Origin of the sequence: Marivita sp. (assembly GCF_048006345.1) — a bacterium.
Taxonomy (GTDB): Bacteria; Pseudomonadota; Alphaproteobacteria; order Rhodobacterales; family Rhodobacteraceae; genus Marivita.
Window position 1 is genome coordinate 864,591 of the sequence record NZ_CP180351.1, and the last position, 25,313, is coordinate 889,903.

Here is a 25,313-nt window from a genome sequence, read left to right on the forward strand (position 1 = left end):
TGACACCATGAAATCAGGTTGGCTCTGTGCTTCGGTCCTCTGTCTGCTGGCAGCGTGCGGGGAGAGTGAACGGGATACCGTGACCTTCGAGGGCGCACGCTTTGGGGGCGATTTGCGATCCGAACGTGGCGACCGGGCGGCCTTTGTCGCGACGGGTGGTCCGGCATCGGTCAGCCTTGAAGGGGCCAAGCAGGCGGCAGCTTACCAGGTGGTTCAGCATTGCATCGCCTACTTGGGTTCGTCCGATGCCGAATGGGTCAACGGACCCGATGTGGCGGATGAAGACCTGGTCGTTCAGAATGACCGCGTTGTTCTCACCGGGCGCTGTGTCGAGCCATAAATCGCTGATATCACCAAAGTTTTATCCCTGATATTGAATAGCCGTCGCGCGCGACCCCATATTGAGGTCAGACCAACACGGGTGACTCGATGCGACTACTGACCGCCATTCTGATCGCGGCGCTTTCTTTTGGGGGCGCAGCCTCTGCCAAACAGCCCTTGCGTGAGGTGGCGTCGATCGACGACGCGTTGATGTATGTTGCGATTGCCGATGCGATCCGGAAATCCTGCGATACGATCAACGCTCGTTTGATCCGTGCCTATTCCGAACTGAATCGGCTCAAGGCGCTTGCGCGCGACATGGGATATACCGAGGAAGAAGTTGAGGCCTATGTCACGTCAAAGTCGGAAAAGGCGCGGATGAAGGATAAAGCCGAGGCATTCTTGCAAGCCAACGGAGTGCGTCCGGATGACACCCCGGCTCTGTGCCGCTTTGGTCAGTCGCAGATTCAGGCGCAAACCGAGATTGGCCAACTGCTTCGTTAACCCTCTGACGGCATTGACCAAGCCGCAAATTATGCAGGTGCAGAAAAATGCACCGCGCGTCGATATTTCCCGTTATCTTTTTGCCTGAAGATCTGGCCTAATCCGATAACCCGCGTTAGAAGGCGGTCGACGTCAGCCGATCGCCCGTTTGCCACGGCATCGACTGCGCCAGCCAAATGGGAACAAAGGGCTCGGGCATGTCTGACTTGCGCAAGATCATCATTGATGGGAACGAGATTGAAGTGGACGGTGCGATGACACTGATCCAGGCCTGCGAACAGGCCGGGATCGAAGTGCCGCGCTTCTGCTATCATGAACGTTTGTCCATCGCGGGCAACTGCCGGATGTGTCTTGTCGAAGTGGTTGGTGGCCCGCCCAAGCCTGCGGCCTCATGTGCCATGCAGGTCAAGGATTTGCGCCCTGGGCCGGAAGGTCAGCCGCCCGTGGTCAAGACCAACTCACCCATGGTGAAAAAGGCCCGCGAAGGGGTGATGGAGTTCCTGCTCATCAACCACCCGCTGGATTGCCCGATCTGCGACCAGGGCGGTGAATGCGATCTTCAGGATCAGGCAATGGCTTACGGTGTCGATTTCAGCCGGTTCCGCGAACCCAAGCGCGCGGTCGAGGATCTGGATCTGGGACCGCTGGTCGAAACCCACATGACGCGCTGCATTTCCTGCACACGCTGCGTCCGTTTCACGACCGAGGTCGCGGGGATCACCCAGATGGGTCAGACCGGTCGCGGCGAAGACGCAGAGATCACGTCCTACTTGGGCGAAACGCTCAATTCCAACATGCAGGGCAATATCATCGACCTCTGCCCGGTGGGTGCTCTGGTCTCCAAGCCCTACGCCTTCACCGCGCGTCCGTGGGAGTTGACCAAGACCGAATCCATCGACGTGATGGATGCGCTTGGGTCCAACATCCGCGTCGATACCAAGGGCCGCGAAGTGATGCGCTTCCTGCCGCGCAACCATGACGGCGTGAACGAGGAATGGATTTCCGACAAGACACGCTTTGTCTGGGACGGTCTGCGCCGCCAGCGTCTGGACAAGCCGTATATCCGGGAGAACGGCAAGCTGCGCCCGGCCTCGTGGCCTGAGGCGCTGACCAAGGCCGCCGAGGCAATGAAAGGCAAGAAGGTTGCTGGTCTTGTTGGCGATTTGGCCCCGACCGAAGCCGCATATGCGCTGAAAGCGCTTATCGAAGGGCAGGGCGGCTGTGTCGAGTGCCGCACCGATGGGGCGAAACTGCCTGGGGGCAACCGCTCGGGCTATGTCGGCAACGCCGCCATTGAAGACATCGACAGTGCCAAGATGATCCTGCTGATCGGCACCAACCCGCGCGACGAAGCACCGGTGTTGAACGCCCGCATCCGCAAGGCTTGGGCCGCCGGTGCCAAGGTTGCGCTAATCGGAGAGCCGGTCGATCTGACCTATGACTATATCCACCTTGGCACAGGCCGCGATGCGCTGGCCAAGCTGGCGGAGATGGATCATTCCGACAAGCATGGCGTGCCGGGTGTCATGATCATCGGGCAGGGCGCGTTGCGCGAAGCCGATGGCGCGGCTGTTCTGGGCACAGCCATGGCGACTGCTGAGGCGGGTCAGTCGAAATTCATGGTGCTCCACACCGCCGCGTCCCGCGTGGGTGCGATGGATGTGGGGTGCATCACCGAAGGCGGTATGGACAAGGCCATTGAAGGCGCAGAGGTGATCTACAACCTTGGCGCGGATGAGGTCGAAATCGCGGCTGGTCCGTTTGTGATCTATCAGGGCAGCCACGGCGACCGGGGTGCGCATCGCGCCGACATCATCCTTCCCGCTGCTGCCTATACCGAAGAGCAGGGTCTGTTCGTGAACACCGAAGGTCGTCCGCAACTGGCGCTGCGCGCCGGGTTTGCACCGGGTGAGGCCAAGGAGAACTGGGCGATCCTGCGGGCCTTGTCGGCTGAACTGGGCGCAACGCTGCCCTTCGACAGCCTTGCGCAGCTGCGTCAGGCTTTGGTCAAGGACGTGCCGCATCTGGCGATGATCGACCAAGTGCCGGAAAACGAATGGCAAGCGGAGCCGGCGGGCAAACTGGGCAACGCGGATTTCCGCAATGTCATACAGGATTTCTACCTGACAAACCCGATCGCGCGCGCCAGCAGCTTGATGGCGGAACTCTCTGCGGGGGTGAAAGCCCGCAAGGACACCAAGATCGCGGCGGAGTGAGCAGGGTGCGCCACTTGGCGGTCATAACACCCGTTGCCTTTGCGATGGTAGGCGGTTTGTCGGGCTGCGATGCCGCGCAACCCTCGGTGACGCGCTTTGCGCCGGAGTATCAGGGTGTGCAGACCACATTGCTTGACGGGGATCTGGTTAAGTTCGAAGTCTCGATGCGTGGTGCGCGGGGCGCGTCGGACCTTGAGGATTATGCCGAATGCGCGGCTGCGCAATACGCGCTGATCCGGGGATACGGATTTGCGCGGCATTTGCGCACAAATGTATACGAAGAGGCTGGCCTCTGGCGAGGAGATGCGGTTTACACCATCTCGCCGGCGCTGCCCCGTGGGCTGCGGACCATCGACGCCGAAGTCGTGACCGCCTCCTGCGTTGAAAACGGAATACCGATGGTTTGAGGACGTGATGGCTGACTTCTTTACCACCCCCCTTGGGATCGGCGTGATCATCGTCGCACAGTGTCTTGCGGTACTGGGCTTCGTGATGGTCAGTCTTCTCTTCCTCGTATACGGCGACCGGAAAATCTGGGCGGCTGTCCAGATGCGGCGCGGACCGAACGTTGTCGGCGCTTACGGGCTGCTGCAAACCGTTGCAGACGCTCTGAAATACGTCGTCAAGGAAGTGGTCGTGCCTGCGGGTGCCGACAAGCCGGTGTTCATGCTGGCCCCGATGACCAGCTTTGTGTTGGCGATGGTCGCCTGGGCGGTGATCCCGTTCAACGACACATGGGTGTTGTCCAACATCAACGTGGCCATTCTGTTCGTCTTTGCCGTGTCGTCGCTGGAAGTCTACGGCGTGATCATGGGCGGTTGGGCGTCGAACTCGAAATACCCGTTCCTTGGCTCGCTGCGGTCTGCAGCGCAGATGATTTCCTACGAAGTGTCGCTGGGCCTGATCATCATCGGTATCATCATTTCAACCGGGTCAATGAACTTCGGCGATATCGTGCGCGCGCAGGACGGGGATTACGGGTTCTTCTCGTGGTACTGGCTGCCGCATTTTCCGATGGTGTTCCTGTTCTTTATCAGTGCCTTGGCTGAAACCAACCGTCCACCGTTCGACCTTCCCGAAGCGGAATCCGAACTCGTTGCGGGCTACCAGGTGGAATACTCGTCCACGCCGTTCCTGCTGTTCATGGCCGGTGAATACATCGCGATCTTCCTGATGTGCGCGCTGACATCGCTGCTGTTCTTCGGCGGCTGGCTGTCGCCGATCCCGGGCATCCCGGACGGGGCGCTGTGGATGGTGGCAAAGATGGCGTTCTTCTTCTTCCTCTTCGCGATGGTGAAGGCGATCACGCCCCGCTACCGCTATGACCAGCTGATGCGTCTGGGGTGGAAAGTGTTCCTGCCGTTCAGCCTTGTGTGGGTTGTGTTCGTGGCCTTCGCGGCGAAATTCGACTGGTTCTGGGGCGCATTTGCGCGCTGGGTATAAGGAGAACTGAGATGACGCAGATCGACTACGGACGCGCCGCCAAGTATTTCCTTCTTCAGGATTTCTGGGTCGGCATGAAGCTGGGCCTCAAGTATTTCTTCGCCCCCAAGGCGACGATCAACTACCCGCACGAAAAGGGGCCGTTGAGCCCGCGCTTCCGGGGTGAACACGCGTTGCGCCGCTATCCGAACGGCGAAGAGCGCTGCATCGCCTGTAAACTCTGCGAGGCGATTTGCCCGGCGCAGGCGATCACTATCGACGCGGAACCCCGTGACGACGGCTCGCGCCGCACCACGCGCTATGACATCGACATGACCAAGTGCATCTATTGCGGTTTCTGCCAAGAGGCGTGCCCAGTGGATGCGATTGTCGAGGGTCCGAACTTCGAGTTTTCGACCGAGACCCGCGAAGAGCTGTATTACGACAAGGCCAAGCTTCTGGATAACGGCGACCGTTGGGAAGCCGAGATCGCGCGCAACCTCGAACTGGATGCGCCCTACCGATGAGTGATGCGAAAACCCCTTTCGAGTTGATGATGCAGCAGGCGCAGGAGATGGCGAAAGCCTTCAATCCGGCGCTCACGTCATTCGATCCCAAGGGGTTTGAAAAGATGTGGCCGACCATGCCGAAAGACGCCATGGAAATGTGGTTCGGCAAGGGCATCAGCAAAGATGGGCTGGACGCTAAGACGCGTCTGCTTCTGACGATTGCGGGCATGACGATGCAGGGCGCACAGGCGGAAACGCCGTTCCGCATGACAGTGCGCCACGCAACCGAGGCCGGTGCCACGAAAGACGAAATTGCCGAGACCATCGCGCAGATGTCGATGTTCGCGGGTATCCCTGCCATGACCCGCGCGATGGAACTCGCCCGCGAGGTGATGGAAGACGACAAAAAGGATGACGAGACATGAGCGTCTTTGCCTTCTACCTCTTCGCCATTTCAACGATTGCGGGCGGGCTGTTCACCGTGGTGAGCCGCAACCCGGTGCATTCTGTGCTCTGGCTGATCCTCGCCTTCCTGTCTTCGGCCGGGTTGTTCGTTCTTCTGGGCGCTGAGTTTGTGGCGATGCTGCTGGTCATTGTCTATGTCGGCGCGGTGGCGGTTCTGTTCCTCTTCGTCGTGATGATGCTTGACGTGGATTTTGTGGAACTGAAGGCCGAAATGGCGCGCTACATGCCGCTGGCGCTGTTGATCGGGGTGGTGATCCTGATGCAATTCGCGCTGGCCTTTGGCGCGTGGGAGTCGAACGCAGCGGCCGAAGGGTTGCGCGCGCAGGTGATGCCGGTGGACCGACACAATACAGAAGCTTTGGGCCTGATCCTCTATGATCAGTATTTCCTGCTGTTCCAACTCGCAGGTCTGATCCTGCTGGTCGCCATGATCGGCGCGATTGTGCTGACCCTGCGGCATCGTTCGGACGTGAAGCGCCAGAACGTGCTGGCGCAGATGTACCGCGATCCGGCCAAGGCGATGGAACTGAAAGACGTGAAACCGGGGCAGGGGCTTTGATTAAACCGGCAATCATATCGATGGTGGCCACTTTGATGCTTAACGTTGGGTCCACAGGTGAGGCAAACGCCTGCACTTGGGTGCCGTTAGTCGAAGAAATCATGAACGCTGATTCTTACCTTCACGCAAACGACGTTAGCAGGCTGCTCTATGACGACGATGAAGTAGGGCTCTTTCCAATGGCTCACGGCAAGCAATGTAGTTTTGCCTTTGCAGGTATGTTCGACTCGGTTTTTGGCTCTCCTGTCACCGTGCTGCAAAACGGTTTACTTGCCCAAACCGTGATAATTGCCGAGGGCTGCGCTCCCGAGACATATATGCTTGTTTCTGATTGCGAGGCTGAACAGGCAATACGACTGAGTGCCTCTCAGGACCGACCGACCGATTTGGACATAGCCTCTTCTCCGAAACTGATAGGAGAATTGATTTCACCCAAGGGCGAGTTGGATATTGTTGCAGAGACTTCAATCGACAAACTCGCGCAAAATGCAATGAACATGGGCATCGCAGTCGATGCTTTTGAGTTTTCTGCTCCGCTTGAAGTGCAGCCCGGAAGCGTGGACACGATCGACCTTGCTTGCGGTTGCCGGTATTTCTTTCCGGACAGTTCGGGATCTCGTGGTCAATGAGCCACGACCAATCAATGCGCTACGGACGAAAGTGTCTGCGGTGTGAGGCGACAAAAGAAAACGACGGGGCGCACCCCGGAGGGACGTGATGATAGGACTTGAGCATTACCTGACAGTGGCAGCGGTGCTGTTCGTGATCGGGATTTTCGGGCTGTTCCTGAACCGTAAGAACGTGATCATTCTGCTGATGAGCATCGAACTGATGCTGTTGGCGGTGAACATCAACCTTGTCGCGTTCTCGAGCTTCCTTGGCGATCTGGTGGGGCAGGTGTTCACCCTGTTCGTTCTCACGGTTGCCGCAGCTGAAGCGGCCATCGGCCTTGCCATCCTCGTCTGTTTCTTCCGCAACCGTGGCTCTATCGCGGTTGAAGACGTCAACGTGATGAAGGGCTGACGATCATGGAAACGCTTATCCTGTTTTCCCCGCTGGTCGGTGCCATTCTGTGTGGCTTTGGCTGGAAGTTCATCGGAGAGACCGCCGCGCAATGGGTGGCCACGGGCCTTCTGTTCTTTGCCTGTGTGCTTTCGTGGATCGTCTTCCTGACCCATGATGGCGTCACTGAGACCATCAACATCCTGCGGTGGATCGAGTCCGGCACGCTGAGCACCGAATGGGCGATCCGGTTGGACCGTTTGACGGCGACCATGCTGATCGTCGTGACCACGGTGTCGGCGCTCGTGCACCTTTATTCCTTCGGCTACATGGATCACGACCCGCAGTGGAAAGAAGGCGAAAGCTACAAGCCGCGCTTCTTTGCCTACCTGTCGTTCTTCACCTTCGCCATGCTCATGCTGGTGACATCGGACAACCTTGTTCAGATGTTCTTTGGCTGGGAAGGCGTGGGCGTCGCGTCCTACCTGCTGATCGGCTTCTACTATCGCAAGCCGTCCGCCAATGCCGCTGCCATCAAGGCGTTCGTCGTCAACCGGGTGGGCGATTTCGGTTTCGCGCTAGGTATCTTCGCGCTGTTCTTCCTCGTCGACAGCATCCGCTTTGACGACATCTTCGCCGCCGCACCGACGCTGGCGGAGACGCAGCTGACATTCCTCTGGACGGAATGGAACGCGGCCAACCTGATCGCCTTCTTGCTGTTCATCGGTGCAATGGGGAAATCGGCGCAGCTGTTCCTGCACACATGGCTGCCGGACGCGATGGAAGGCCCGACCCCGGTGTCGGCGCTGATCCACGCGGCGACCATGGTGACGGCAGGTGTCTACCTTGTCTGCCGGATGTCTCCGCTGATGGAATTCGCGCCCGAAGCCACATCGTTCATCGTCTTCCTTGGGGCCACCACCGCGTTCTTTGCGGCAACCGTGGGCCTTGTTCAGAACGACATCAAGCGCGTGATCGCCTATTCGACCTGTTCGCAGCTGGGTTACATGTTCGTGGCGGCAGGTGTCGGTGTCTACTCGGTCGCGATGTTCCACCTCTTCACCCACGCGTTCTTCAAGGCGATGCTGTTCCTTGGTGCCGGGTCGGTCATCCACGCGATGCATCACGAGCAGGACATGCGGAACTATGGCGGTCTGCGGAAGAAGATCCCGTATACCTTCGGCGCGATGATGATCGGTACACTGGCGATCACCGGTGTCGGTATCCCGCTGACAGGCTGGATCGGGTTTGCCGGTTTCGCCTCCAAGGACGCGGTGATCGAAAGCGCCTACGCCGCTGGTCCGATGGGCTATGCGTTCTGGATGTTGGTCATCGCGGCGCTGTTCACCAGCTTCTACAGTTGGCGTCTGATGTTCCTGACGTTCTACGGCAAGCCACGCGGCGACAAGCACACGCATGAGCACGCGCATGAAAGCCCGATGGTCATGCTTATCCCGTTGGGTGTGCTGAGCCTTGGGGCGGTCTTTGCCGGTGCCATCTGGTACAACAGCTTTTTCGGTCACACCGATACGGTCGCCAAGTTCTTTGGTGTGCCCTATGCCGAGGCGGGTGAGCATTCCGCCGAAGGTGACGGCCACGGTGAAACGGCTGCACATGGAGAAACCGCTGATGCTGGTCACGGCGAAGAAGCCAAGGGTGGTGAGCACCACTATGTCTTTGCCGGCCAGCCGGGCGAAGGCGCAATCTATGTCGCGCCGGACAACACTGTCCTGAACGACGCGCATGAAGTCCCGAAATGGGTCAAGGTCAGCCCGTTTATCGCGATGCTGCTGGGGCTGGCGACAGCGTACTGGTTCTACATCGTGAATCCGAAGCTTCCCAAGCGTCTGGCCGAAAGCCAGCGTCCGCTGTACCTCTTCCTGCTGAACAAGTGGTATTTCGACGAGATTTACGACTTCCTGTTTGTGCAGCCGGCCAAAGGTCTGGGCCGTCTGCTGTGGAAGCGGGGCGATGGCAATGTCATCGACGGGTCAATCAACGGCGTTGCCATGGGCTTTATCCCGATGCTGACCCGCCTCGCAGGTAAGGCGCAGTCCGGATACATCTTCACCTATGCCTTCTACATGGTGATCGGCATTGCCGCCCTTGTCACCTGGATGACGCTGAGCGGAGGAGCACACTGATGGATAACCTTCTTTCCATTGTCACGTTCCTGCCAGCCTTGGCGGCGGTGATCCTGCTGGTCTTCCTGCGGGGGGACGACGAGGCCGCAAACCGGAACGCAAAATGGCTGGCGCTGATTGCGACCTCGGCCACCTTCCTGATCTCGCTCTTTATCCTGTTCCAGTTTGATCCCGAGAATACGGGCTTCCAGATGGTCGAGCAGGGCGAATGGCTGCTGGGCCTGCAATACAAGATGGGTGTGGACGGGATTTCGGTTCTGTTCGTGATGCTGACCACGTTCATGATGCCGCTGGTGATTGCGGCAAGCTGGGATGTGAGCCACCGCGTCAAGGAATACATGATCGCGTTCCTGATTTTGGAAACGCTCATGCTCGGCGTGTTCATGGCGCTCGATCTGGTGCTGTTCTATCTGTTCTTCGAGGCGGGCCTGATCCCGATGTTCCTGATCATCGGCATCTGGGGCGGCAAGAACCGCATCTACGCGTCGTTCAAGTTCTTCCTCTACACCTTCCTTGGTTCGGTTCTGATGCTGGTCGCGATGGTCGCGATGTTCTCCGACGCGGGCACGACAGATATCGAGCAATTGCTGGTGCACCAGTTCGGGTCCGAAAGCTTCTCGATCCTTGGTGTGCACATCGTGGGCGGTTTGCAGACGCTTCTGTTCCTTGCGTTCTTTGCAAGCTTTGCCGTCAAGATGCCAATGTGGCCGGTCCACACCTGGTTGCCCGACGCGCACGTTCAGGCGCCGACGGCGGGGTCCGTGGTTCTTGCGGCAATCCTGCTCAAGATGGGCGGCTATGGCTTTCTGCGGTTCTCGCTGCCGATGTTCCCGGTTGGAGCAGACGTGCTGACGCCGCTGGTGCTGTGGATGTCGGCCATTGCCATCGTCTACACCTCGCTGGTGGCGCTGGTGCAGGAAGACATGAAAAAGCTGATTGCCTATTCATCGGTCGCGCACATGGGCTACGTGACCATGGGCATCTTTGCGGGTAACCAGCAGGGCATTGACGGCGCGATTTTCCAGATGATCAGCCACGGCTTCATCTCGGGCGCGCTCTTCCTTTGTGTCGGCGTAATCTACGACCGGATGCACACCCGTGACATCGACGCCTATGGCGGTCTGGTGAACCGGATGCCGGCCTATGCGCTGATCTTCATGCTCTTCACCATGGCCAATGTCGGACTGCCGGGGACCTCGGGCTTTATCGGTGAATTCCTGACGCTGATGGGCATCTTCCAGGTCAACACATGGATTGCGGCCGTTGCCACATCCGGTGTGATCCTGTCGGCGGCTTATGCGCTCTGGCTCTATCGTCGGGTGGTCATGGGCGACCTGATCAAGGAAAGCCTGAAGACCATCACCGACATGACACGCCGCGAGCGGGCGATCTTCGCGCCGCTGGTGATCGCGACGATCCTCTTTGGTGTCTATCCGGCCCCGATCCTCGACACGATCGGGCCGTCGGTGGAGGCGCTTGTGTCCAATTACCAAACTGCACTTGCTGCGGCGGAGTCCGCCACGCAAGTCGCCGTGAACCATTAAGGGGGCGAGGCTATGCTCTCGGCTGATCTGGGTATCATCCTTCCGGAAATCATTCTGGCCATCTACGCGATGCTGGCGCTTCTGGGCGCGGTCTATACCGTCAAGGACGGGGCTGCATCGCTGCTGGTCTGGGTGACGAGCGGTCTCTTCCTTGCTCTTGCGGTCTGGATCGGGCTGAACGGAGCAGGGACCAATGTCGCCTTCAACGGAATGTTCGTCGATGACGGGTTCGCGCGGTTCGCCAAGATCGTGATCCTTGTCTCGGCCGCTGCCGTGCTGCTGATGTCCGAAGCCTACATGACCCGACGCGGGCTCCTACGGTTCGAATATCCGCTGCTGATCGCGCTTGCGGTTGTGGGCATGATGATGATGGTCTCCGCGGGCGACCTGATGGCGCTTTACATGGGCCTCGAACTGCAGTCGCTGGCGCTCTATGTCGTTGCGTCCTTGCGTCGGGACAGCCTGAAGTCCACTGAGGCGGGTCTCAAGTATTTCGTGCTGGGTGCGCTGTCCTCGGGTCTGCTGCTTTACGGTGCGTCGCTGGTCTATGGCTACTCGGGCACTACGCTTTTCTCGGGCATTATCCAGACGGCGGTCCATGGGGACCTGTCGTTGGGCCTGCTCTTTGGTCTGGTGTTCCTGATCTCGGGCCTTGCGTTCAAGGTCTCGGCGGTGCCGTTCCACATGTGGACGCCGGACGTTTACGAAGGCTCGCCCTCGCCGGTGACCGCCTTCTTCGCCACCGCGCCAAAGGTTGCGGCGATGGCGCTGTTCGCCCGCGTGATGCACGACGCCTTTGGTGCGGCGGTCAGCGACTGGTCCCAGGTGATCGCGCTTCTGTCCGTGCTTTCGATGTTCCTTGGCGCGATTGCCGCCATCGGCCAGACCGACATCAAACGTCTGATGGCGTTCTCGTCCATCGCGCATATGGGCTATGCCCTGATGGGGCTGGCTGCTGGCACAGCGTTCGGTGTGCAGGCGATGCTGATCTACATGGCGATCTACGTCACCATGAACATCGGCACCTTCGCGTTCATCCTGTCGATGCATCGCGATGGTCAGCCGGTGTCCAATATCGGCGCGCTGAACATGTATTCCAAGCGCGAGCCGGGCAAGGCGCTGGCGATGCTGGTGCTGCTCTTCAGCCTCGCGGGTGTGCCGCCGCTGGTCGGCTTCTTCGGCAAGCTTTACGTGCTGCGGGCAGCGTATGAAGCGGGTCTGGCGTGGCTGGCGATTGCGGGTGTGATCGCGTCGGTGATCGGCGCGTTCTACTACCTGCGGATCGTCTTCTACATGTATTTCGGCGAAGAGCGTGATGACGCGCTCGACAGCAGCCGGTCGCCGGTGCTCTGGGGCATGCTTATGGCAAGCGCCGTGATCATGGTGGTCGGTGTGGTCAACCTCTTCGGGATCGAAGGTGCGGCTGCGGCTGCTGCGGCGACCCTTGTCAACTGAGCCGTCTTCGTTGGTGAAAGACAGTGACGCGCCAATGGCGCGTCGCTTTGTTTTTTGCGCCCCGCTGCGCGGGTCGCAGTGCCTCCGGCGGGAGTTTATCCGGCAAGATGAAGGAGCAGATGGTCTTGTCTGACTGGCCGTCGGGATATGGGCGACAGGTTCTGGCCGAGGTGGACAGCACCATGGCCGAAGCCGGGCGACAGGCGACCAGTTTGGCCGGGCCGACGTGGATTTGCGCGTTGCATCAGACAGCGGCGCGCGGGCGGCGGGGGCGGATCTGGGTGAACCCCGTAGGGAATTTTGCTGCGACATTGGTGTTGCCAACCTCAGATGGGCCGGAAAAGCGGGCGCTGCGCAGTTTTGTGGCGGCGCTGGCCCTGTTCGATGCGCTTGTCGCGGTGTCGGGGCGCGTCGATGGGCTAACGCTCAAATGGCCGAACGATGTGCTGCTGACCGGCGGCAAGGTGGCGGGTATCCTGCTGGAAAGCATCGGCGCGCATCTGGCCATCGGCATTGGTGTGAACCTGATTGTGGCGCCCGCGTCCTCCGATGTGGAAGAGCGGGCCGTTCTTCCGGTCTCGGTTCTTTCGGCACTTGGAGTCGAGGTGGCCCCGGAAGCGTTTCTTGAGGTTCTTGCCGCGACCTATGCCCGGCACGAAGCGCAATTCGTGACATACGGCTTTGCGCCGATCCGCGAGGCGTGGCTTGCGCGCGCCGCACGGTTGGGTGAGGTGGTCACCGCACGGATGGGTGACCGCGAGGTGACCGGCACGTTCGAGACTGTGGACGCCGATGGACGGATTGTCCTAAACACCGCGACAGGCCGCCAAGCCATCGCGGCTGCTGATATTTTCTTTTGAGGGGCAAGGCCATGCTTCTGTGCATCGACTGTGGCAATACCAATACCGTGTTTTCGATCTGGGACGGGACGCGGTTTCTTTGCACGCTTCGCACGTCGACCCATCATGGGCGCACCGCAGATGCCTATTTCACCTGGTTCTCGACGTTGATCGGGCATTACAAGATCGAGCCCAATATCACCGATGTGATCATCGCTTCGACCGTGCCGCGCGTGGTGTGGAACCTGCGGGTGTTTTCCGACCGGTTCTTCGGTGTGCGGCCCATTGTGGTGGGCAAGCCCGAATGCCTGTTGCCGAACCCGCCGCGCGTCGATGTGGGCACAGGCGTGGGGCCGGACCGTCTGGCCAATGCTGCAGGCGCCTTTGACCGTCATGGCGGCGATTGCGTGGTGGTCGATTTCGGCACGGCAACGAATTTCGACGTGGTGGCCGAGGATGGCGCTTATGTCGGCGGCGTGATCGCGCCGGGAGTGAACCTGAGCCTTGAGGCGCTGCACCAAGGGGCTGCTGCCCTGCCGCATGTGGACATCTCGCAACCGGAAAAGGTGATCGGGACGAATACGGTGGCCTGTATCCAGTCGGGCATCTTCTGGGGCTATATCGGCCTGATCCAGGGGATCACCGAACGGATCAAGGCGGAATACGGCAAACCAATGAAGGTCATCGGCACCGGAGGGCTTGCGCCCTTGTTCGCGCAGGGTGAACTGCTATTTGACACAATTGAAGATGACCTGACCATGCATGGTCTGACGGTCATTCACGCCTATAACACAGAAAACGGATAAAACATGAGCGGTGAACGGATCATCTACCTGCCCCTTGGCGGGGCCGGCGAAATTGGCATGAACGCCTATGTCTATGGCTATGGTAAGCCCGGGAAGGAGCGCCTGATCCTTGTCGATCTGGGCGTCACCTTTCCCGACATGGACGGCACGCCAGGAGTAGATCTGATCCTGCCGGATATCGCGTGGCTGAAGGAGCGGCGCAATCAGCTTGAGGCGATCTTCATCACCCATGCGCATGAAGACCACGTGGGGGCCATCGGCCATTTCTGGGAAGAGCTTGGCGCGCCGATCTATGCGCGGGCTTTCACGGCGCATATCGCGCGGCTCAAGATGGAGGATGCAGGCCAGTCGCCGGAGACCGTGCGCACCGTGTCGCCCTGGCCGGAAACGGTTGAGGCCGGTCCTTTCAAGGTAGGGTTCGTGCCGATCTCGCACTCGATCCCCGAAAGCTCGGGTCTGGTGATTGACACGCCACAGGGGCGGATCGTGCATTCGGGCGATTTCAAGATCGACGAAACCCCCGTGGTGGGCGAGGCCTTTGACCGGGCTCTGTGGGAGGAGATCGGCAAGCCGGGTGTGAAGGCGCTGATCTGCGATTCCACCAACGTGTTTTCCGGTCACGCCGGGCGGTCGGAAGCGACCGTCGGACCCGAGATCGAGACCCTCGTGCGCGATGCGACCGGTATGGTGGTGGCGACGACCTTTGCCTCGAACGTGGCGCGGGTGAAGACATTGGCAGAAGCGGCGGTGCGGGCCGGACGGTCGGTCTGCCTTTTGGGCCGTGCGATGCGGCGCATGATCGAAGCATCGATCAAGACCGGCGTTCTGGCGGATTTCCCGACCGTGGTCAGCCCGGAAGAGGCAACGCAGATCCCACGTGAGAACCTGATGCTGATCGTGACGGGCAGCCAGGGTGAACGCCGGGCCGCCTCGGCGCAGCTGGCGCGGGGCAAGTTCCAAGGGCTGACGATGGCGGAAGGCGATCTGTTCCTGTTCTCGTCGAAGACCATTCCGGGCAATGAGCGCGGTGTGATCCAGATCATGAACGCGTTTTCCGAACAGGGTGTGGACGTGGTGGATGACAGTTCTGGCAAGTACCACGTGTCCGGTCACGCCAACCGTCCCGACCTTGAGACCATGCACGCGCTGGTCAATCCGCAACTGGTGATCCCGATGCATGGCGAACATCGCCATCTGCGCGAACACGTAAAGGTCGCAGGTGCCGGTGGCCGCAAAGGTGTGTTGGCGGTCAACGGCATGATGATGGACCTCAGCGGCAATGAGCCGACGGTGGCCGAGTATGTCGAAACGGGCCGCACCTATCTGGATGGTTCGGTCAAGATCGGGGCACTGGACGGGATCGTCCGTGACCGGATTCGGATGGCGCTGAACGGGCATGTGATCGTCACCGTCATTCTGGACGAAGATGACGAGTTGCTGGGTGAGCCGTGGTGCGAGATCATGGGCCTTCCCGAAATGGGTCGCAGCAATGCGCCGTTGGTCGATGCGCTGGAAGAAGACCTGTCGCAATTCATCGGCCGGGCCGGGGACAAGACGATCACCGACGATGACAAGCTGGAAGAAGGGCTGCGCCGGATCGCACGTCAGACGACGCAGAACGAGATCGGTAAGAAGCCCGAAGTCACCGTCGTGATCAGCAGGCTTGCATGACGCGCGGTGTTGTCTTCGATCTGGATGGGACACTGATCGACAGCCTCCCCGATATTGCGGCAGCGGCCAATGCGCTCTTGGCGGATCATGGGCTTGCGCCGCTGCCTCAATCGCAGATCGGCAGCTTTGTCGGCATGGGCGAGCGGGTGTTTCTGGACCGGCTGATCGCGGCGACAGATTTGGATGTGGCGCAGTACGATGCTCTAATGGTCGAATTCATCACGCATTACAAATCAAGCACCGGGCTCACCACCGTTTTTCCGGGGGTGATGGAGGTGATTGGCGCGTTGAAGGCCGAAGGCTACAAGTTGGGCATATGTACCAACAAGCCGGGCGTGCCTTTGGCCGCGGTTCTGGACGCGCTTGATCTGGCCAAATGGTTCGATGTGATCATTGCAGGTGACACGCTGCCTGTACGCAAACCCGACCCTGCGCCGTTGCGACTGGCGTTCGAGCGGATGGGCGCGACACAGGGCGTCTATGTCGGGGACAGCGATGTGGACGCGGAAACGGCGCAGCGGGCAGGGGTGCCTTTTGCCTTCTTCACCGAAGGCATCCGCACCAAACCGATTGACGCGATCCCGCATGATCGGGCGTTTGACCGGTTTGATGACCTTCCGGCGATCTGTCTGGAGATCTTGCGCCCGATCTAGGCGGGCGATGCGTCAACGCATCGCCGCGTGTCCGTCGACGGACACACACGCCTTGATCAGCTGGCGCGACGTTCGTCAAAGCTGAGCGCGATGAAGGATGGCATGTGGTCGCCCATGCCCACGACATTGCTGTCACGGCCACCGCGATCATTCCGCCCGCCGCGATCAGGGCGACGGTTGCGCGACTTGTCGTGATCGGCCTTCTGGTCTTCACTGCGTTCCACGGCCTTGACTGGCTCTTTCGGCGTGTCCTTCTGGACCTCAATCGGCGTCGCCTCCTGAACGTCAGGCTGCTGCGCGTCCTGTGTCTTGTCCGAAGGTTTCCCGCGACCACGGCCCCCGCGCGAGCGGCGCGATTTGCTGTCTTTTTTCTCTTCGGTCGCCTCAACGGACGGTTCCACCACGGTTTCGCCAAGCGGGTTTTCGATCCGAGGAATCTCTTTCTGGATCAGCTTTTCGATCGCAGCGAAGTTCTTTTCGTCCTTCGGCACACAGATCATCATCGCCTTGCCCTTGCGCCCTGCGCGACCGGTGCGGCCGATGCGGTGCACATAGTCTTCGGCATGGCTGGGAACGTCGAAGTTGAACACATGGCTGACGGCGGGCACATCCAGACCGCGCGCCGCGACGTCCGACGCGATCAGGAAGCGCAATGTGCCTTCGCGGAACCCTTCCAGCGTCTTGGTCCGTTGGGACTGGTCCAGATCGCCGTGGATCGGTGCGGCGTCATAGCCGTATTTCTTGAGTGATGTCGCCACAATATCCACGTCCGACTTGCGGTTGCAGAAGATGATCGCGTTTGAGCAGGCGTCGCCTTCGCCGTCGATCAGCTTGCGCAGCAGGGCACGCTTTTCGGTGCCTTCGCGGTCGCGGCGCGAGGCCTTGAACATCACGACGCCCTGTTCGATGGTCTCGGACGCGGTGGCCTGACGCGCCACTTCGACCCGCGCCGGGGCCGACAGGAACGTATTGGTGATGCGTTCGATCTCGGGCGCCATGGTGGCCGAGAAGAACAAGGTCTGCCGGGTGAAGGGCGTCAGCGAGAAGATGCGTTCGATGTCGGGAATGAACCCCATGTCGAGCATGCGGTCGGCCTCGTCGACCACCATCACCTGAACACCTGTGAGCAACAGCTTGCCGCGCTCGAAATGGTCAAGCAACCGGCCCGGTGTGGCGATCAGCACGTCGACACCCTTGTCGATCAGCAAATCCTGTTCCTTGAAGCTTACACCGCCAATCAGCAGCGCCTTGGTCAGCTTCACATGCTTGGCATAGATGTCGAAGTTTTCGGCCACCTGGGCCGCCAATTCACGCGTCGGGCACAGAACAAGGCTGCGCGGCATCCGGGCGCGGGCGCGGCCTCGGGCCAGAAGCGTGATCATGGGGAGCGTGAAGCTTGCGGTCTTGCCGGTGCCGGTCTGGGCGATGCCAAGGACGTCGCGGCCTTCCAGAGCGGGGGGGATGGCGCCTGCCTGAATGGGGGTGGGCGTGTCGTATCCCGCCTCTTCGACTGCTTTCAGGACTTTCGGGTTGAGGTTCAACTCAGAAAATTTTGTCATGTGTATCCGTTGTTCACGGACTGACTGCGCCCGTGCGTCTGTTGCGATCCGGCCCGTTTGGCCCTGTGTTTATCCACAATCACGATCTGCGGGGGCTTGTACTCTTGGAACACGGTCGGGTCAATGAGCCGTGTCCGGACTGCGCGGATGTGCCATGGTTCATGGTGTTTTGGTGGCGATGTGGCAACAATTTCCGGCATTTGGGCCAAATTGTTTACAGCTCGTCAGCTGCTGGGCACCGTGCCAAACACCTTTTTCACCGCTGCGTCGGGGTCGAACCGGGGCTTCAGCAACAGCCCGTGGGCCTTGAGCCGGTTGCGCAGGTCTTCGCTGTCAGCGCACATTTCGTCGAAGAACGCGCGCAGCCCGTCTTCGCCTTCCTCGTCGCGCAGGTAGTTCAGAAGGTGGCCGACGTTCTTGAGCGCGTCGTCGGATTTCACGCGATACGACCCCTTGGACTGGCGGAAGTCCAGCTTGGACAGAAAGCTGTCCCAATCTGGTGCGTGGAGGTGTCCAACATGCACATCGTCCAGATCATACGTATTCAGTACATCCTCACCTTTCACCCGAAGGCGGTGGATGGCCAAACGCACCTCACCAAGCCCGGTTCGGGCAAAGACCTTGCCCGCGAGATGGCTCAGGAAGCCGCCGCGCAGATAGCTGCCGAAGGTTGGGTAGATGTCTGTGACGGCTGAAGATGGCACACCGTCTCCTGTGGTGCGAAGTTTGAAATGTGCAGGTGTTTGCCCTGTGGCGACGGCCAACGCCTCTGCCGGGTAAATCCGTGCGCCAGCCATGTCGCCGGGCACCGACTTGAGCAAGGTCGACAGCTTTTTCGGGCTCAGGATGAACTCGTCCGTGTCGATATGCCCAAGCCAGTCCACATGGTCCTTGGCATGTTTCAGGGCTTGGGTTGCGTTGTAGGTCTGGCGCAGTTGGTGCGCCTCGGGGCGGTTTTTGCCGGCTTTTTTCCAGTAGGTGGCATCACAGACCGTCAGCATGACCTTGGGATGTCCGTCAAGCAGACGTGAGACGGCAGGGTCGGGCGTGTCGAGATAGATATAGACGCGGGACGCCCCGATCTCGAGGTGATGCGCCACGAACCTTGCTACGTCTTGCACAGGCGCATTTGTGGTGCAGACAACGCCCCAGGTCGGCGTCTTTGCCGGGAGTTTCGACACAGGCAGCGTCACGCCGGTATCCGTTTCGGAATCGCCATTCTCTTCGATCCGGCGCAGCTTGCGGGCGCGCAGGCGATGCAGACGGCGGAAGACCGTGCGCGGATCGTCGATCAGGCGCTGCAGCATGTCATGTGCAAGGGGCTGGATCACCGGGTCGCCTTGAGCTTCCTCCCAAAGCCGGCCGATCATGTTCACGTCGAGACCGCCATCGATCAGTGAAAACGCGTCCATCTGCAGCGGCAACGGTCCTGCGGCGCGCCCATCAAGTGTGAAGGGCCGGTCAGCCTCGCGTCCCGAAAACAGGCGCTCGCTTTCATACAGCTTCATGGCACCGAACAGCGTCGACAGCGCCAGCCCGGTGCTGCGTTGGGTCGGTGTTTTGCCATGATCACCAAAGGTCGTCAGGCTGGACACCTTCCAGCGCAGGTCCATTTCGCGCAACAGCACGTCGGCGTGTTCCGTCCATAGACGCAGGAACAGATCGGCGGTGTGTGCCGGTTGGCTGCGTTTGCGCAGATGTGCGATCAACAGACCGTTGAGGTGCAAAAGCGCGTTTTGCCCCTCAAGTTCCTTGGCGATTTCCCAGGTCTTGCGGGCATTGTCGGATGTCTTGCGGCTGCTTTCATTGGGTACCGTGACCCGTTGCTGGGCCATCTGGGCGAGATCACAATCAAGGGGTGGCAAAGCTTCGCCCTTGGCAAAGCCCAGCGGCGCGCGCCGTTCGTTCATCTGTTTGACGATGCCGACCAGCCCTTTTGGATAAGCCGGGTTCGGCGGCGATTTTTGACTGCTCATATCCGCAGAGTGCCGTTTCGCTTCGCTTCGATCAACGAAAAAGGCATTTCGAAATGCCTTGTTTCAAGCGTCTTCGAAGACGCTTGTTGACGCGATCTGCATGTCGCGTGCCAAAGCCCGTTCGAACGGGCTTTGGTCAGACCATCATTTCCTTGGTCGCAGACAGGGTCACGTCCGGATAGTCCCGACCGATGCGGTCGATATCCCACTGCAGGCGCGTCAGGTAGACGACATCCCCGTCATTGTCCTCAGCCATGTGCTGCTTGTTGGCTTGGACCAGCTTGTCCACCGCCACCTTGTTCCCATGCACCCAGCGGGCCGAGGTGAATTGCGACGCTTCGAACCGCACAGGCAGGCCGTATTCCAGCTCGATCCGGCTGCCCAACACCTCGAATTGCAGCGCGCCCACGACGCCGACGATAAAGCCGGAACCGATCATCGGCTTGAACACCTTGGCCGCACCTTCTTCGGCGAATTGCATCAACGCCTTTTCCAGATGCTTGGCCTTCATCGGATCGCCGGCCCGCACGGTTTGCAGCAGTTCCGGTGCAAAGGACGGGATGCCCGTCACTTTCAGCGCCTCGCCTTCGGTCAGCGTGTCACCGATGCGCAATTGCCCGTGGTTCGGAATACCGATGATGTCACCCGCCCACGCCTCTTCTGCCAGTTCCCGGTCAGACGCGAGGAACAGCACAGGGTTGGTGATCGCCATGGGCTTCTTGGACCGCACATGGGTGAGTTTCATGCCACGGTTGAAGTGACCGGAGGCAAGCCGGACAAAGGCGACACGGTCCCGATGCTTGGGGTCCATATTCGCCTGAACTTTGAAGACAAAGCCAGAAACCTTTGTTTCCTCTGGAAGAATTTGCCGAGGGGTGGCTTTCTGAGGCTGCGGTTCCGGGCCGTAGACACCGATCCCGTCCATCAGTTCCTTGACGCCGAACGAGTTGATGGCAGAGCCGAACCAGATCGGGGTCATGTGGCCTTCGAGAACGGCCTGCGGGTTCAGTTCGGGCAACAGCTCGCGCGCCATTTCGACCTCTTCCCGCAGTTTGGTCAGCAGGTGAGCAGGTACATGTTCCGCCAGCTTTGGATCGTCAAGCCCATTGATTTCAATGCTTTCCGCGACCTTGTTGCGGTCGGCGCGGTCCATCAGCTCCAGACGGTCGCGGATCATGTCGTAGCAGCCAAGGAAATCCCGACCGACGCCAATGGGCCAGCTGGCCGGGGTCACGTCGATTGCAAGGTTTTCCTGAATCTCGTCAATGATATCAAAGGTATCGCGGCTTTCCCTGTCCATCTTGTTACAGAAGGTCAGGATCGGCAGGTCCCGCAGGCGGCACACTTCAAACAGCTTTTGAGTCTGGCTTTCCACACCTTTCGCGCCGTCAATGACCATGACCGCCGCGTCTACTGCTGTCAGAGTGCGATAGGTGTCCTCGGAAAAGTCCGAGTGGCCGGGCGTGTCTACAAGATTGAAGCGGAAGTTTTTGAAATCGAACGACATTGCCGAAGCAGAGACTGAAATGCCCCGGTCCTGTTCCATCTTCATGAAATCCGACCGCGTGCGCCGCGCTTCGCCCTTGGCACGCACCTGGCCCGCCATCTGGATGGCGCCGCCGTAAAGAAGGAATTTTTCGGTCAGCGTCGTCTTGCCCGCATCGGGATGCGAGATGATGGCAAAGGTTCGACGCCGCGCGATTTCGGCGGGCAGGTCAGGGCGAATTGAAAGGATGTCCAGCATGGCCGCGCATATAGGTGGCGCAGCACGACTTGTCTATAAGTCGCGTGTGTCGAACGGGTTGGATCAGCCGATGAGACGCAGGTTGGGAGAGGTCGCCTTTGCTGGCTCGCCCACCGTCATCGGAACCACCACGGCATCCTGTTCGGGAATGAATGCCGGAACCACGGCATCTTCGCGACGGTGAATGTCGATCAGAACGTATTCGACGCCGCTGCGGAATTCGGTATCCGAGACGAAATAGAGCTTGCCGCAGCACACCGTGACGAACACGTCGAGGCGCTGACCCGTCGTTGTCATGAAGACCAGCTCTGCCAGCGTCACCAGTTCCTGTGTCGGCACGTTGGCGGCAAGATCAAGCGTGAAGGTTTCGTGCAGAATATCGTCTGACTGGACCGTGACCCATCTTGCATCGCGCTTGGGCAGGAAGGTGTCGCCAAGGATCAAATCCTGAATGTGGCGGATCGGATCGCCTCTGCACACACCGAATTCGGCGCGCACGCCATCGGCTGGGCAGGCCTTGAAGCGGGGTAACATGGGTCCAGTGGCAGCAGACATAAACAAACACTCTTTTGCAAACCGGTGTTCAGGAACGCGCACCGGTATGGGTTTAAGATCGTTTGGAAATGTGGCACCTCTAAGGGCAGGCCGTGGCATTTCACGGACAAATCTGACCAAATTGGGAGTGATCGAATGGATCTTGGGATCAGCGGAAAGCGGGCGCTCGTCTGCGCGTCGAGCAAAGGATTGGGGCGCGGCTGTGCCGAAGCACTGGCAGAGGCCGGTGTGAATCTCGTCATGAACGCGCGGGGTTCCGAGGCGTTGGAGGCCGCCGCCGAAGATATCCGCAAGACATACGGCGTCGAAGTGACGGCCGTCGCCGCTGATATCGTGAGCGAAGACGGGCGCGCGAAAGTCCTCGACGCCGCTGGCAGCGTGGACATTCTTGTAACAAATGCCGGTGGCCCGCCTCCGGGCATCTGGTCGGATTGGGGCCGGGAGGATTTCATCAAGGCGCTGGATGGCAACATGCTCACCCCCATCGCTCTGATGACGGCGCTGATGCCCGGCATGATCGACCGCGGCTGGGGCCGGGTGGTCAACATCACGTCCCAATCGGTCAAGGCACCGATCCCGGCGCTGGGTCTGTCCAACGCGGCGCGTACCGGTCTGACCGGTTACGTTGCTGGAACCGCGCGTCAGGTTGCGGAATACGGCGTGATCGTGAACAACCTGCTGCCCGGCATCCATGCCACGGACCGCGCCGATCAGTTGGACGGCGGTGTGTCCAAAGCGCAGGGCATCTCGGTCGAGCAGGCGCGCAAGAACCGGCAGTTGACGATCCCGGCGCGGCGCTATGGCACGCGGCAGGAATTCGGCGCGACCTGTGCGTTCCTGTGCTCCGAACATGCAGGTTTCATCGTGGGCCAGAACATCCTGATTGATGGTGGCGGCACCAACGCGACCATTTAAGCGATGGCGCGCGGACCGGACGGGGCAGGGCAGTCGCAGGGATTTTCCCTGAAGGACGAGCTCTTCAATGCCCGCACCATTGGTGATCTGGCGGCGGAATACGCCGTTCTGCCGGGGTTTGATCCGGACCGCTTTCTGTCAGAAGCCCTCGCGGGGTTGTCCTCGCGCGGGCTGCTTGAACGGCTTGACTGGCTGGCCGATTGTATTGAGGCGCAACTGCCCGACAGGTTTCCGGCAATGGCGGACGCGCTGGAGGCGGCGATGCCCGCGCCGCTGGACCCCACCAAAACCGACGATGATTTCGGCCGCTTCATCCATGCGGTCCCCGGCATTCTGGCTGTCCGTCACGGGCTGGAAGACCACCGCGACCGTGCGCTTGACCTGCTCGAGGCGGCCACCCAACGGTTTTCGATGGAGTTCTACATCCGGCCCTTCCTGAACCGCTGGCCCGATGAGACCCTCGCGCGGCTGGACCGCTGGGTCGCGCACGACAATTACCATGTGCGCCGACTGGTCAGCGAAGGCACACGCCCGCGATTGCCTTGGGCCGCCAATATCCAACTTGATCCGCTGGTGCCGCTGCGGTTTCTGGATGTGTTGCATGCCGATCCGACGCGCTATGTGACGCGATCCGTCGCCAATCACATGAACGACCTCACCCGTCATGCACCTGACCGGGTCGTCACGCATCTGAAAGCGTGGCAACAAACCAAGCGTCAGAAACCCAAGGAACTCGACTGGATGACCCGTCACGCCCTGCGCACTGCCGTCAAACGCGGCGAGGCAGAGGCTTTGGCGCTGCTTGGGTATCGGCGGGATTGCGATGTCTCGGTCACGCTGACGGTCGCCCCCAATCCCGTGGCCATTGGCGAAGCGCTGCAGATCGAGGTGTCCTTGTGTGCCGATGAGGCGCTGCCCGTGATGGTGGACTACCGCATCCGGTTTCATCGACCGAACGGGCGCGACGGCGAAAAGGTGTTCAAGCTGAAGGCCGCGCATCTGAAACCCGGTATTCCGCTGACCCTGCAAAAGACGCATCGGCTCAAGGAGGGCGCATCCACCTTTACGCTTCACCCCGGTCCGCATCTTGTCACGGTGCAGGTCAATGGACAGGACCGGGCCGAAGTGGCCGTCACACTTGTGTGAGTTTGTTTCTGGCTGCGCAGGTGGGGCCGGTGATTTCGCGTATTTGGAAAGAGAAGAAGATCAGGTCGGCAGATTGGTCCAGCGCGTTTCAAGCTGCTCCAGCGCCGCAATCCGTTCCGCTGTCTTGGGATGCGACATTAGCCATGCGGGCACCACACCGGCGCGAGACTGGGTCAACGCGTCCAGCTTGTGGAACAGCGATTTCTGCGGCCCGATGCCAATCCCCGCCTTGTGTAGAAGCGCAGCTGCATAGGCATCCGCCTCGTATTCGTCCCCACGCGAAAGGCGCGCGGCGAGCAAAGTGGCAATCGAGTTCGCAATCAGGATTCCGATGCCCGGCAAAAAGCGCGAGAGCACCATTGCAAGCGCTGTGCGCAGTGCGTTTTGACCTGAAAAGTCGATCATCCGGCGGCGCGTATGACCCAGCGCCACATGCCCCAACTCATGTGCAATCACGCTGGCAAGCTCCTCGCCAGTCACTTCGCCGGTTTGGTATTTGCGGTAGAACCCTCGCGTTATGAAAATCCGGCCATCCGGCGCGGCAAGGCCATTCACCGGGTCAATCTCGTAAATGTGGACGCGGATGCGATCCAGATCGAGGGCCGTTGCCAACCTGTCCGTCAACGCCTTGAGGCGTGGATCGGCCAGTTCGGTCGAGCGCGCATCCAGTTCACGCTTCGTCCGCCAGACCGAGAAATGGTACATGGCCAGCGCGTAGAGGATGGCAAGAAGGATCGGGGTGAGTTTCAACATACCCCAGATATGGGGCTTCAGATGTCGCGCGGCAAGCACGACGCACAGCTTGCGCAGTGCTTGCCGGTCAAAAAGAGGTCAGCCGACCAGCTTTGCATCCATCGTGATGTCCGCCCCGGCCAAAACCTTGGAAACGGGGCAATTTTCCTTGGCAGTTTTGGCGGCTTCCTGAAAATCACACTCGCTGATGCCGGGGATTGTCGCCGTCATGTCGAGATGGATCTTCGTGATCGCGAAACCCGCATCCTGCTTTTCAAGGCTGACGGTCGCTTTGGTGTCGATTGCGTCCGCAACCGCATCATAGTCGCCAAGGATCATTGAAAACGCCATCGAAAAGCACCCCGCATGGGCTGCGCCGATCAGTTCTTCTGGATTGGTGCCGGGTTTGTCGTCGAACCGGGTGTTGAAGCCGTAAGGCTGGGTGCTCAGCGCGCCTGACTCGGTTGATATCTGGCCTTTGCCCTCTTTGAGGCTGCCGGTCCAATGTGCGGTTGCTGTCTTGTTGATCATGTCTGTCTCCCGTTCTGGGTTGCGTTCGCTAGGCCAACGACATTC

Annotated in this window: 25 protein-coding genes; 19 read left to right on the forward strand and 6 right to left on the reverse strand. The window is 60.0% G+C overall.

From position 1 onward, the window contains the following. Nucleotides 1-7 precede the first annotated feature (7 nt). The 17 genes from ACMVPR_RS04285 (at nt 8) to gph (ending at nt 16,110) form a co-directional block, all read left to right on the forward strand. Entirely contained in the window at nt 8-340 is a 333-nt protein-coding gene (locus tag ACMVPR_RS04285; protein WP_292269807.1) for a hypothetical protein, read from the forward strand. Between the two features lie 89 nt (nt 341-429). Beyond that, entirely contained in the window at nt 430-825 is a 396-nt protein-coding gene (locus ACMVPR_RS04290) for a DUF5333 domain-containing protein (protein WP_416881861.1), read from the forward strand. 197 nt (nt 826-1,022) lie between these two features. After that, nucleotides 1,023-3,041, forward strand: coding sequence for an NADH-quinone oxidoreductase subunit NuoG (gene nuoG / locus ACMVPR_RS04295; protein WP_416881862.1), 2,019 nt, complete (start codon nt 1,023-1,025; stop codon nt 3,039-3,041). A 44-nt stretch (nt 3,042-3,085) separates the two neighbouring features. Further along, nucleotides 3,086-3,448 (forward strand): hypothetical protein, encoded by a 363-nt coding sequence (locus ACMVPR_RS04300; RefSeq protein ID WP_416884616.1) that lies wholly within the window; start codon nt 3,086-3,088, stop codon nt 3,446-3,448. A gap of 7 nt (nt 3,449-3,455) precedes the next feature. Further along, nucleotides 3,456-4,484 carry an NADH-quinone oxidoreductase subunit NuoH gene (nuoH, locus tag ACMVPR_RS04305; RefSeq protein WP_292265634.1) on the forward strand — a complete coding sequence of 343 codons (1,029 nt, stop codon included), beginning with the start codon at nt 3,456-3,458 and terminating at the stop codon, nt 4,482-4,484. An 11-nt stretch (nt 4,485-4,495) separates the two neighbouring features. Continuing rightward, complete coding sequence (gene nuoI, locus ACMVPR_RS04310) at nt 4,496-4,990, forward strand: NADH-quinone oxidoreductase subunit NuoI (protein ID WP_292066062.1); 495 nt, start codon at nt 4,496-4,498, stop codon at nt 4,988-4,990. Then, a complete protein-coding gene (locus ACMVPR_RS04315) occupies nt 4,987-5,397 on the forward strand; it encodes a carboxymuconolactone decarboxylase family protein (RefSeq protein WP_416881863.1) in 411 nt (136 codons plus the stop codon). The genes nuoI and ACMVPR_RS04315 overlap by 4 nt, the downstream gene beginning before the upstream one ends. Next, the gene (locus tag ACMVPR_RS04320; RefSeq protein ID WP_300583880.1) at nt 5,394-5,996 is read left to right on the forward strand and encodes an NADH-quinone oxidoreductase subunit J; all 603 of its coding nucleotides are present in this window, start codon (nt 5,394-5,396) and stop codon (nt 5,994-5,996) included. Before ACMVPR_RS04315 ends, ACMVPR_RS04320 begins: the two co-directional genes overlap by 4 nt. Nucleotides 5,997-6,097: 101 nt before the next feature. After that, a complete protein-coding gene (locus tag ACMVPR_RS04325) occupies nt 6,098-6,625 on the forward strand; it encodes a hypothetical protein (RefSeq protein WP_416881864.1) in 528 nt (175 codons plus the stop codon). A gap of 88 nt (nt 6,626-6,713) precedes the next feature. After that, on the forward strand, nt 6,714-7,019 hold the full coding sequence (gene nuoK, locus ACMVPR_RS04330; RefSeq protein ID WP_072777106.1) for an NADH-quinone oxidoreductase subunit NuoK: 306 nt from the start codon (nt 6,714-6,716) through the stop codon (nt 7,017-7,019). A gap of 5 nt (nt 7,020-7,024) precedes the next feature. Further along, nucleotides 7,025-9,142 carry an NADH-quinone oxidoreductase subunit L gene (gene nuoL / locus ACMVPR_RS04335; protein WP_416881865.1) on the forward strand — a complete coding sequence of 706 codons (2,118 nt, stop codon included), beginning with the start codon at nt 7,025-7,027 and terminating at the stop codon, nt 9,140-9,142. After that, on the forward strand, nt 9,142-10,686 hold the full coding sequence (locus tag ACMVPR_RS04340; RefSeq protein ID WP_416881866.1) for an NADH-quinone oxidoreductase subunit M: 1,545 nt from the start codon (nt 9,142-9,144) through the stop codon (nt 10,684-10,686). The genes nuoL and ACMVPR_RS04340 overlap by 1 nt, the downstream gene beginning before the upstream one ends. A 12-nt stretch (nt 10,687-10,698) precedes the next feature. Then, nucleotides 10,699-12,141 (forward strand): NADH-quinone oxidoreductase subunit NuoN, encoded by a 1,443-nt coding sequence (gene nuoN / locus ACMVPR_RS04345; RefSeq protein WP_416881867.1) that lies wholly within the window; start codon nt 10,699-10,701, stop codon nt 12,139-12,141. 107 nt (nt 12,142-12,248) lie between these two features. Further along, nucleotides 12,249-13,001, forward strand: coding sequence for a biotin--[acetyl-CoA-carboxylase] ligase (locus ACMVPR_RS04350; protein WP_416881868.1), 753 nt, complete (start codon nt 12,249-12,251; stop codon nt 12,999-13,001). An 11-nt stretch (nt 13,002-13,012) separates the two neighbouring features. Further along, the gene (locus ACMVPR_RS04355) at nt 13,013-13,786 is read left to right on the forward strand and encodes a type III pantothenate kinase (protein WP_416881869.1); all 774 of its coding nucleotides are present in this window, start codon (nt 13,013-13,015) and stop codon (nt 13,784-13,786) included. Nucleotides 13,787-13,789: 3 nt separating this feature from the next. Next, a complete protein-coding gene (locus tag ACMVPR_RS04360) occupies nt 13,790-15,457 on the forward strand; it encodes a ribonuclease J (protein WP_300583893.1) in 1,668 nt (555 codons plus the stop codon). After that, entirely contained in the window at nt 15,454-16,110 is a 657-nt protein-coding gene (gene gph / locus ACMVPR_RS04365; protein WP_416881870.1) for a phosphoglycolate phosphatase, read from the forward strand. Before ACMVPR_RS04360 ends, gph begins: the two co-directional genes overlap by 4 nt. A 56-nt stretch (nt 16,111-16,166) precedes the next feature. Here the strand turns inward: gph and ACMVPR_RS04370 are convergent, their stop codons facing one another. The 4 genes from ACMVPR_RS04370 to ACMVPR_RS04385 all read right to left on the reverse strand — a co-directional run bounded on the left by ACMVPR_RS04370 (nt 16,167) and on the right by ACMVPR_RS04385 (nt 21,944). Then, a complete protein-coding gene (locus ACMVPR_RS04370; protein WP_416881871.1) occupies nt 16,167-17,669 on the reverse strand; it encodes a DEAD/DEAH box helicase in 1,503 nt (500 codons plus the stop codon). Nucleotides 17,670-17,893: 224 nt separating this feature from the next. Then, a complete protein-coding gene (locus ACMVPR_RS04375; RefSeq protein WP_416881872.1) occupies nt 17,894-19,645 on the reverse strand; it encodes a glycosyltransferase family 2 protein in 1,752 nt (583 codons plus the stop codon). A 136-nt stretch (nt 19,646-19,781) separates the two neighbouring features. Continuing rightward, entirely contained in the window at nt 19,782-21,389 is a 1,608-nt protein-coding gene (locus ACMVPR_RS04380; protein ID WP_416881873.1) for a peptide chain release factor 3, read from the reverse strand. A gap of 63 nt (nt 21,390-21,452) precedes the next feature. Beyond that, nucleotides 21,453-21,944 (reverse strand): hypothetical protein, encoded by a 492-nt coding sequence (locus ACMVPR_RS04385; RefSeq protein ID WP_300583902.1) that lies wholly within the window; start codon nt 21,942-21,944, stop codon nt 21,453-21,455. A 135-nt stretch (nt 21,945-22,079) separates the two neighbouring features. Between ACMVPR_RS04385 and ACMVPR_RS04390 the strand changes: the two genes are divergently transcribed. Then, nucleotides 22,080-22,859, forward strand: coding sequence for an SDR family oxidoreductase (locus ACMVPR_RS04390; protein ID WP_416881874.1), 780 nt, complete (start codon nt 22,080-22,082; stop codon nt 22,857-22,859). 3 nt (nt 22,860-22,862) lie between these two features. Then, nucleotides 22,863-24,005, forward strand: coding sequence for a hypothetical protein (locus ACMVPR_RS04395; protein WP_416881875.1), 1,143 nt, complete (start codon nt 22,863-22,865; stop codon nt 24,003-24,005). Nucleotides 24,006-24,065: 60 nt separating this feature from the next. On the opposite strand, the gene ACMVPR_RS04400 is transcribed toward ACMVPR_RS04395, so the two are convergent. Beyond that, nucleotides 24,066-24,758, reverse strand: coding sequence for a M48 family metalloprotease (locus ACMVPR_RS04400; protein WP_292265603.1), 693 nt, complete (start codon nt 24,756-24,758; stop codon nt 24,066-24,068). Between the two features lie 78 nt (nt 24,759-24,836). Beyond that, entirely contained in the window at nt 24,837-25,268 is a 432-nt protein-coding gene (locus ACMVPR_RS04405; protein WP_416881876.1) for an OsmC family protein, read from the reverse strand. Between the last annotated feature and the right edge of the window lie 45 nt (nt 25,269-25,313).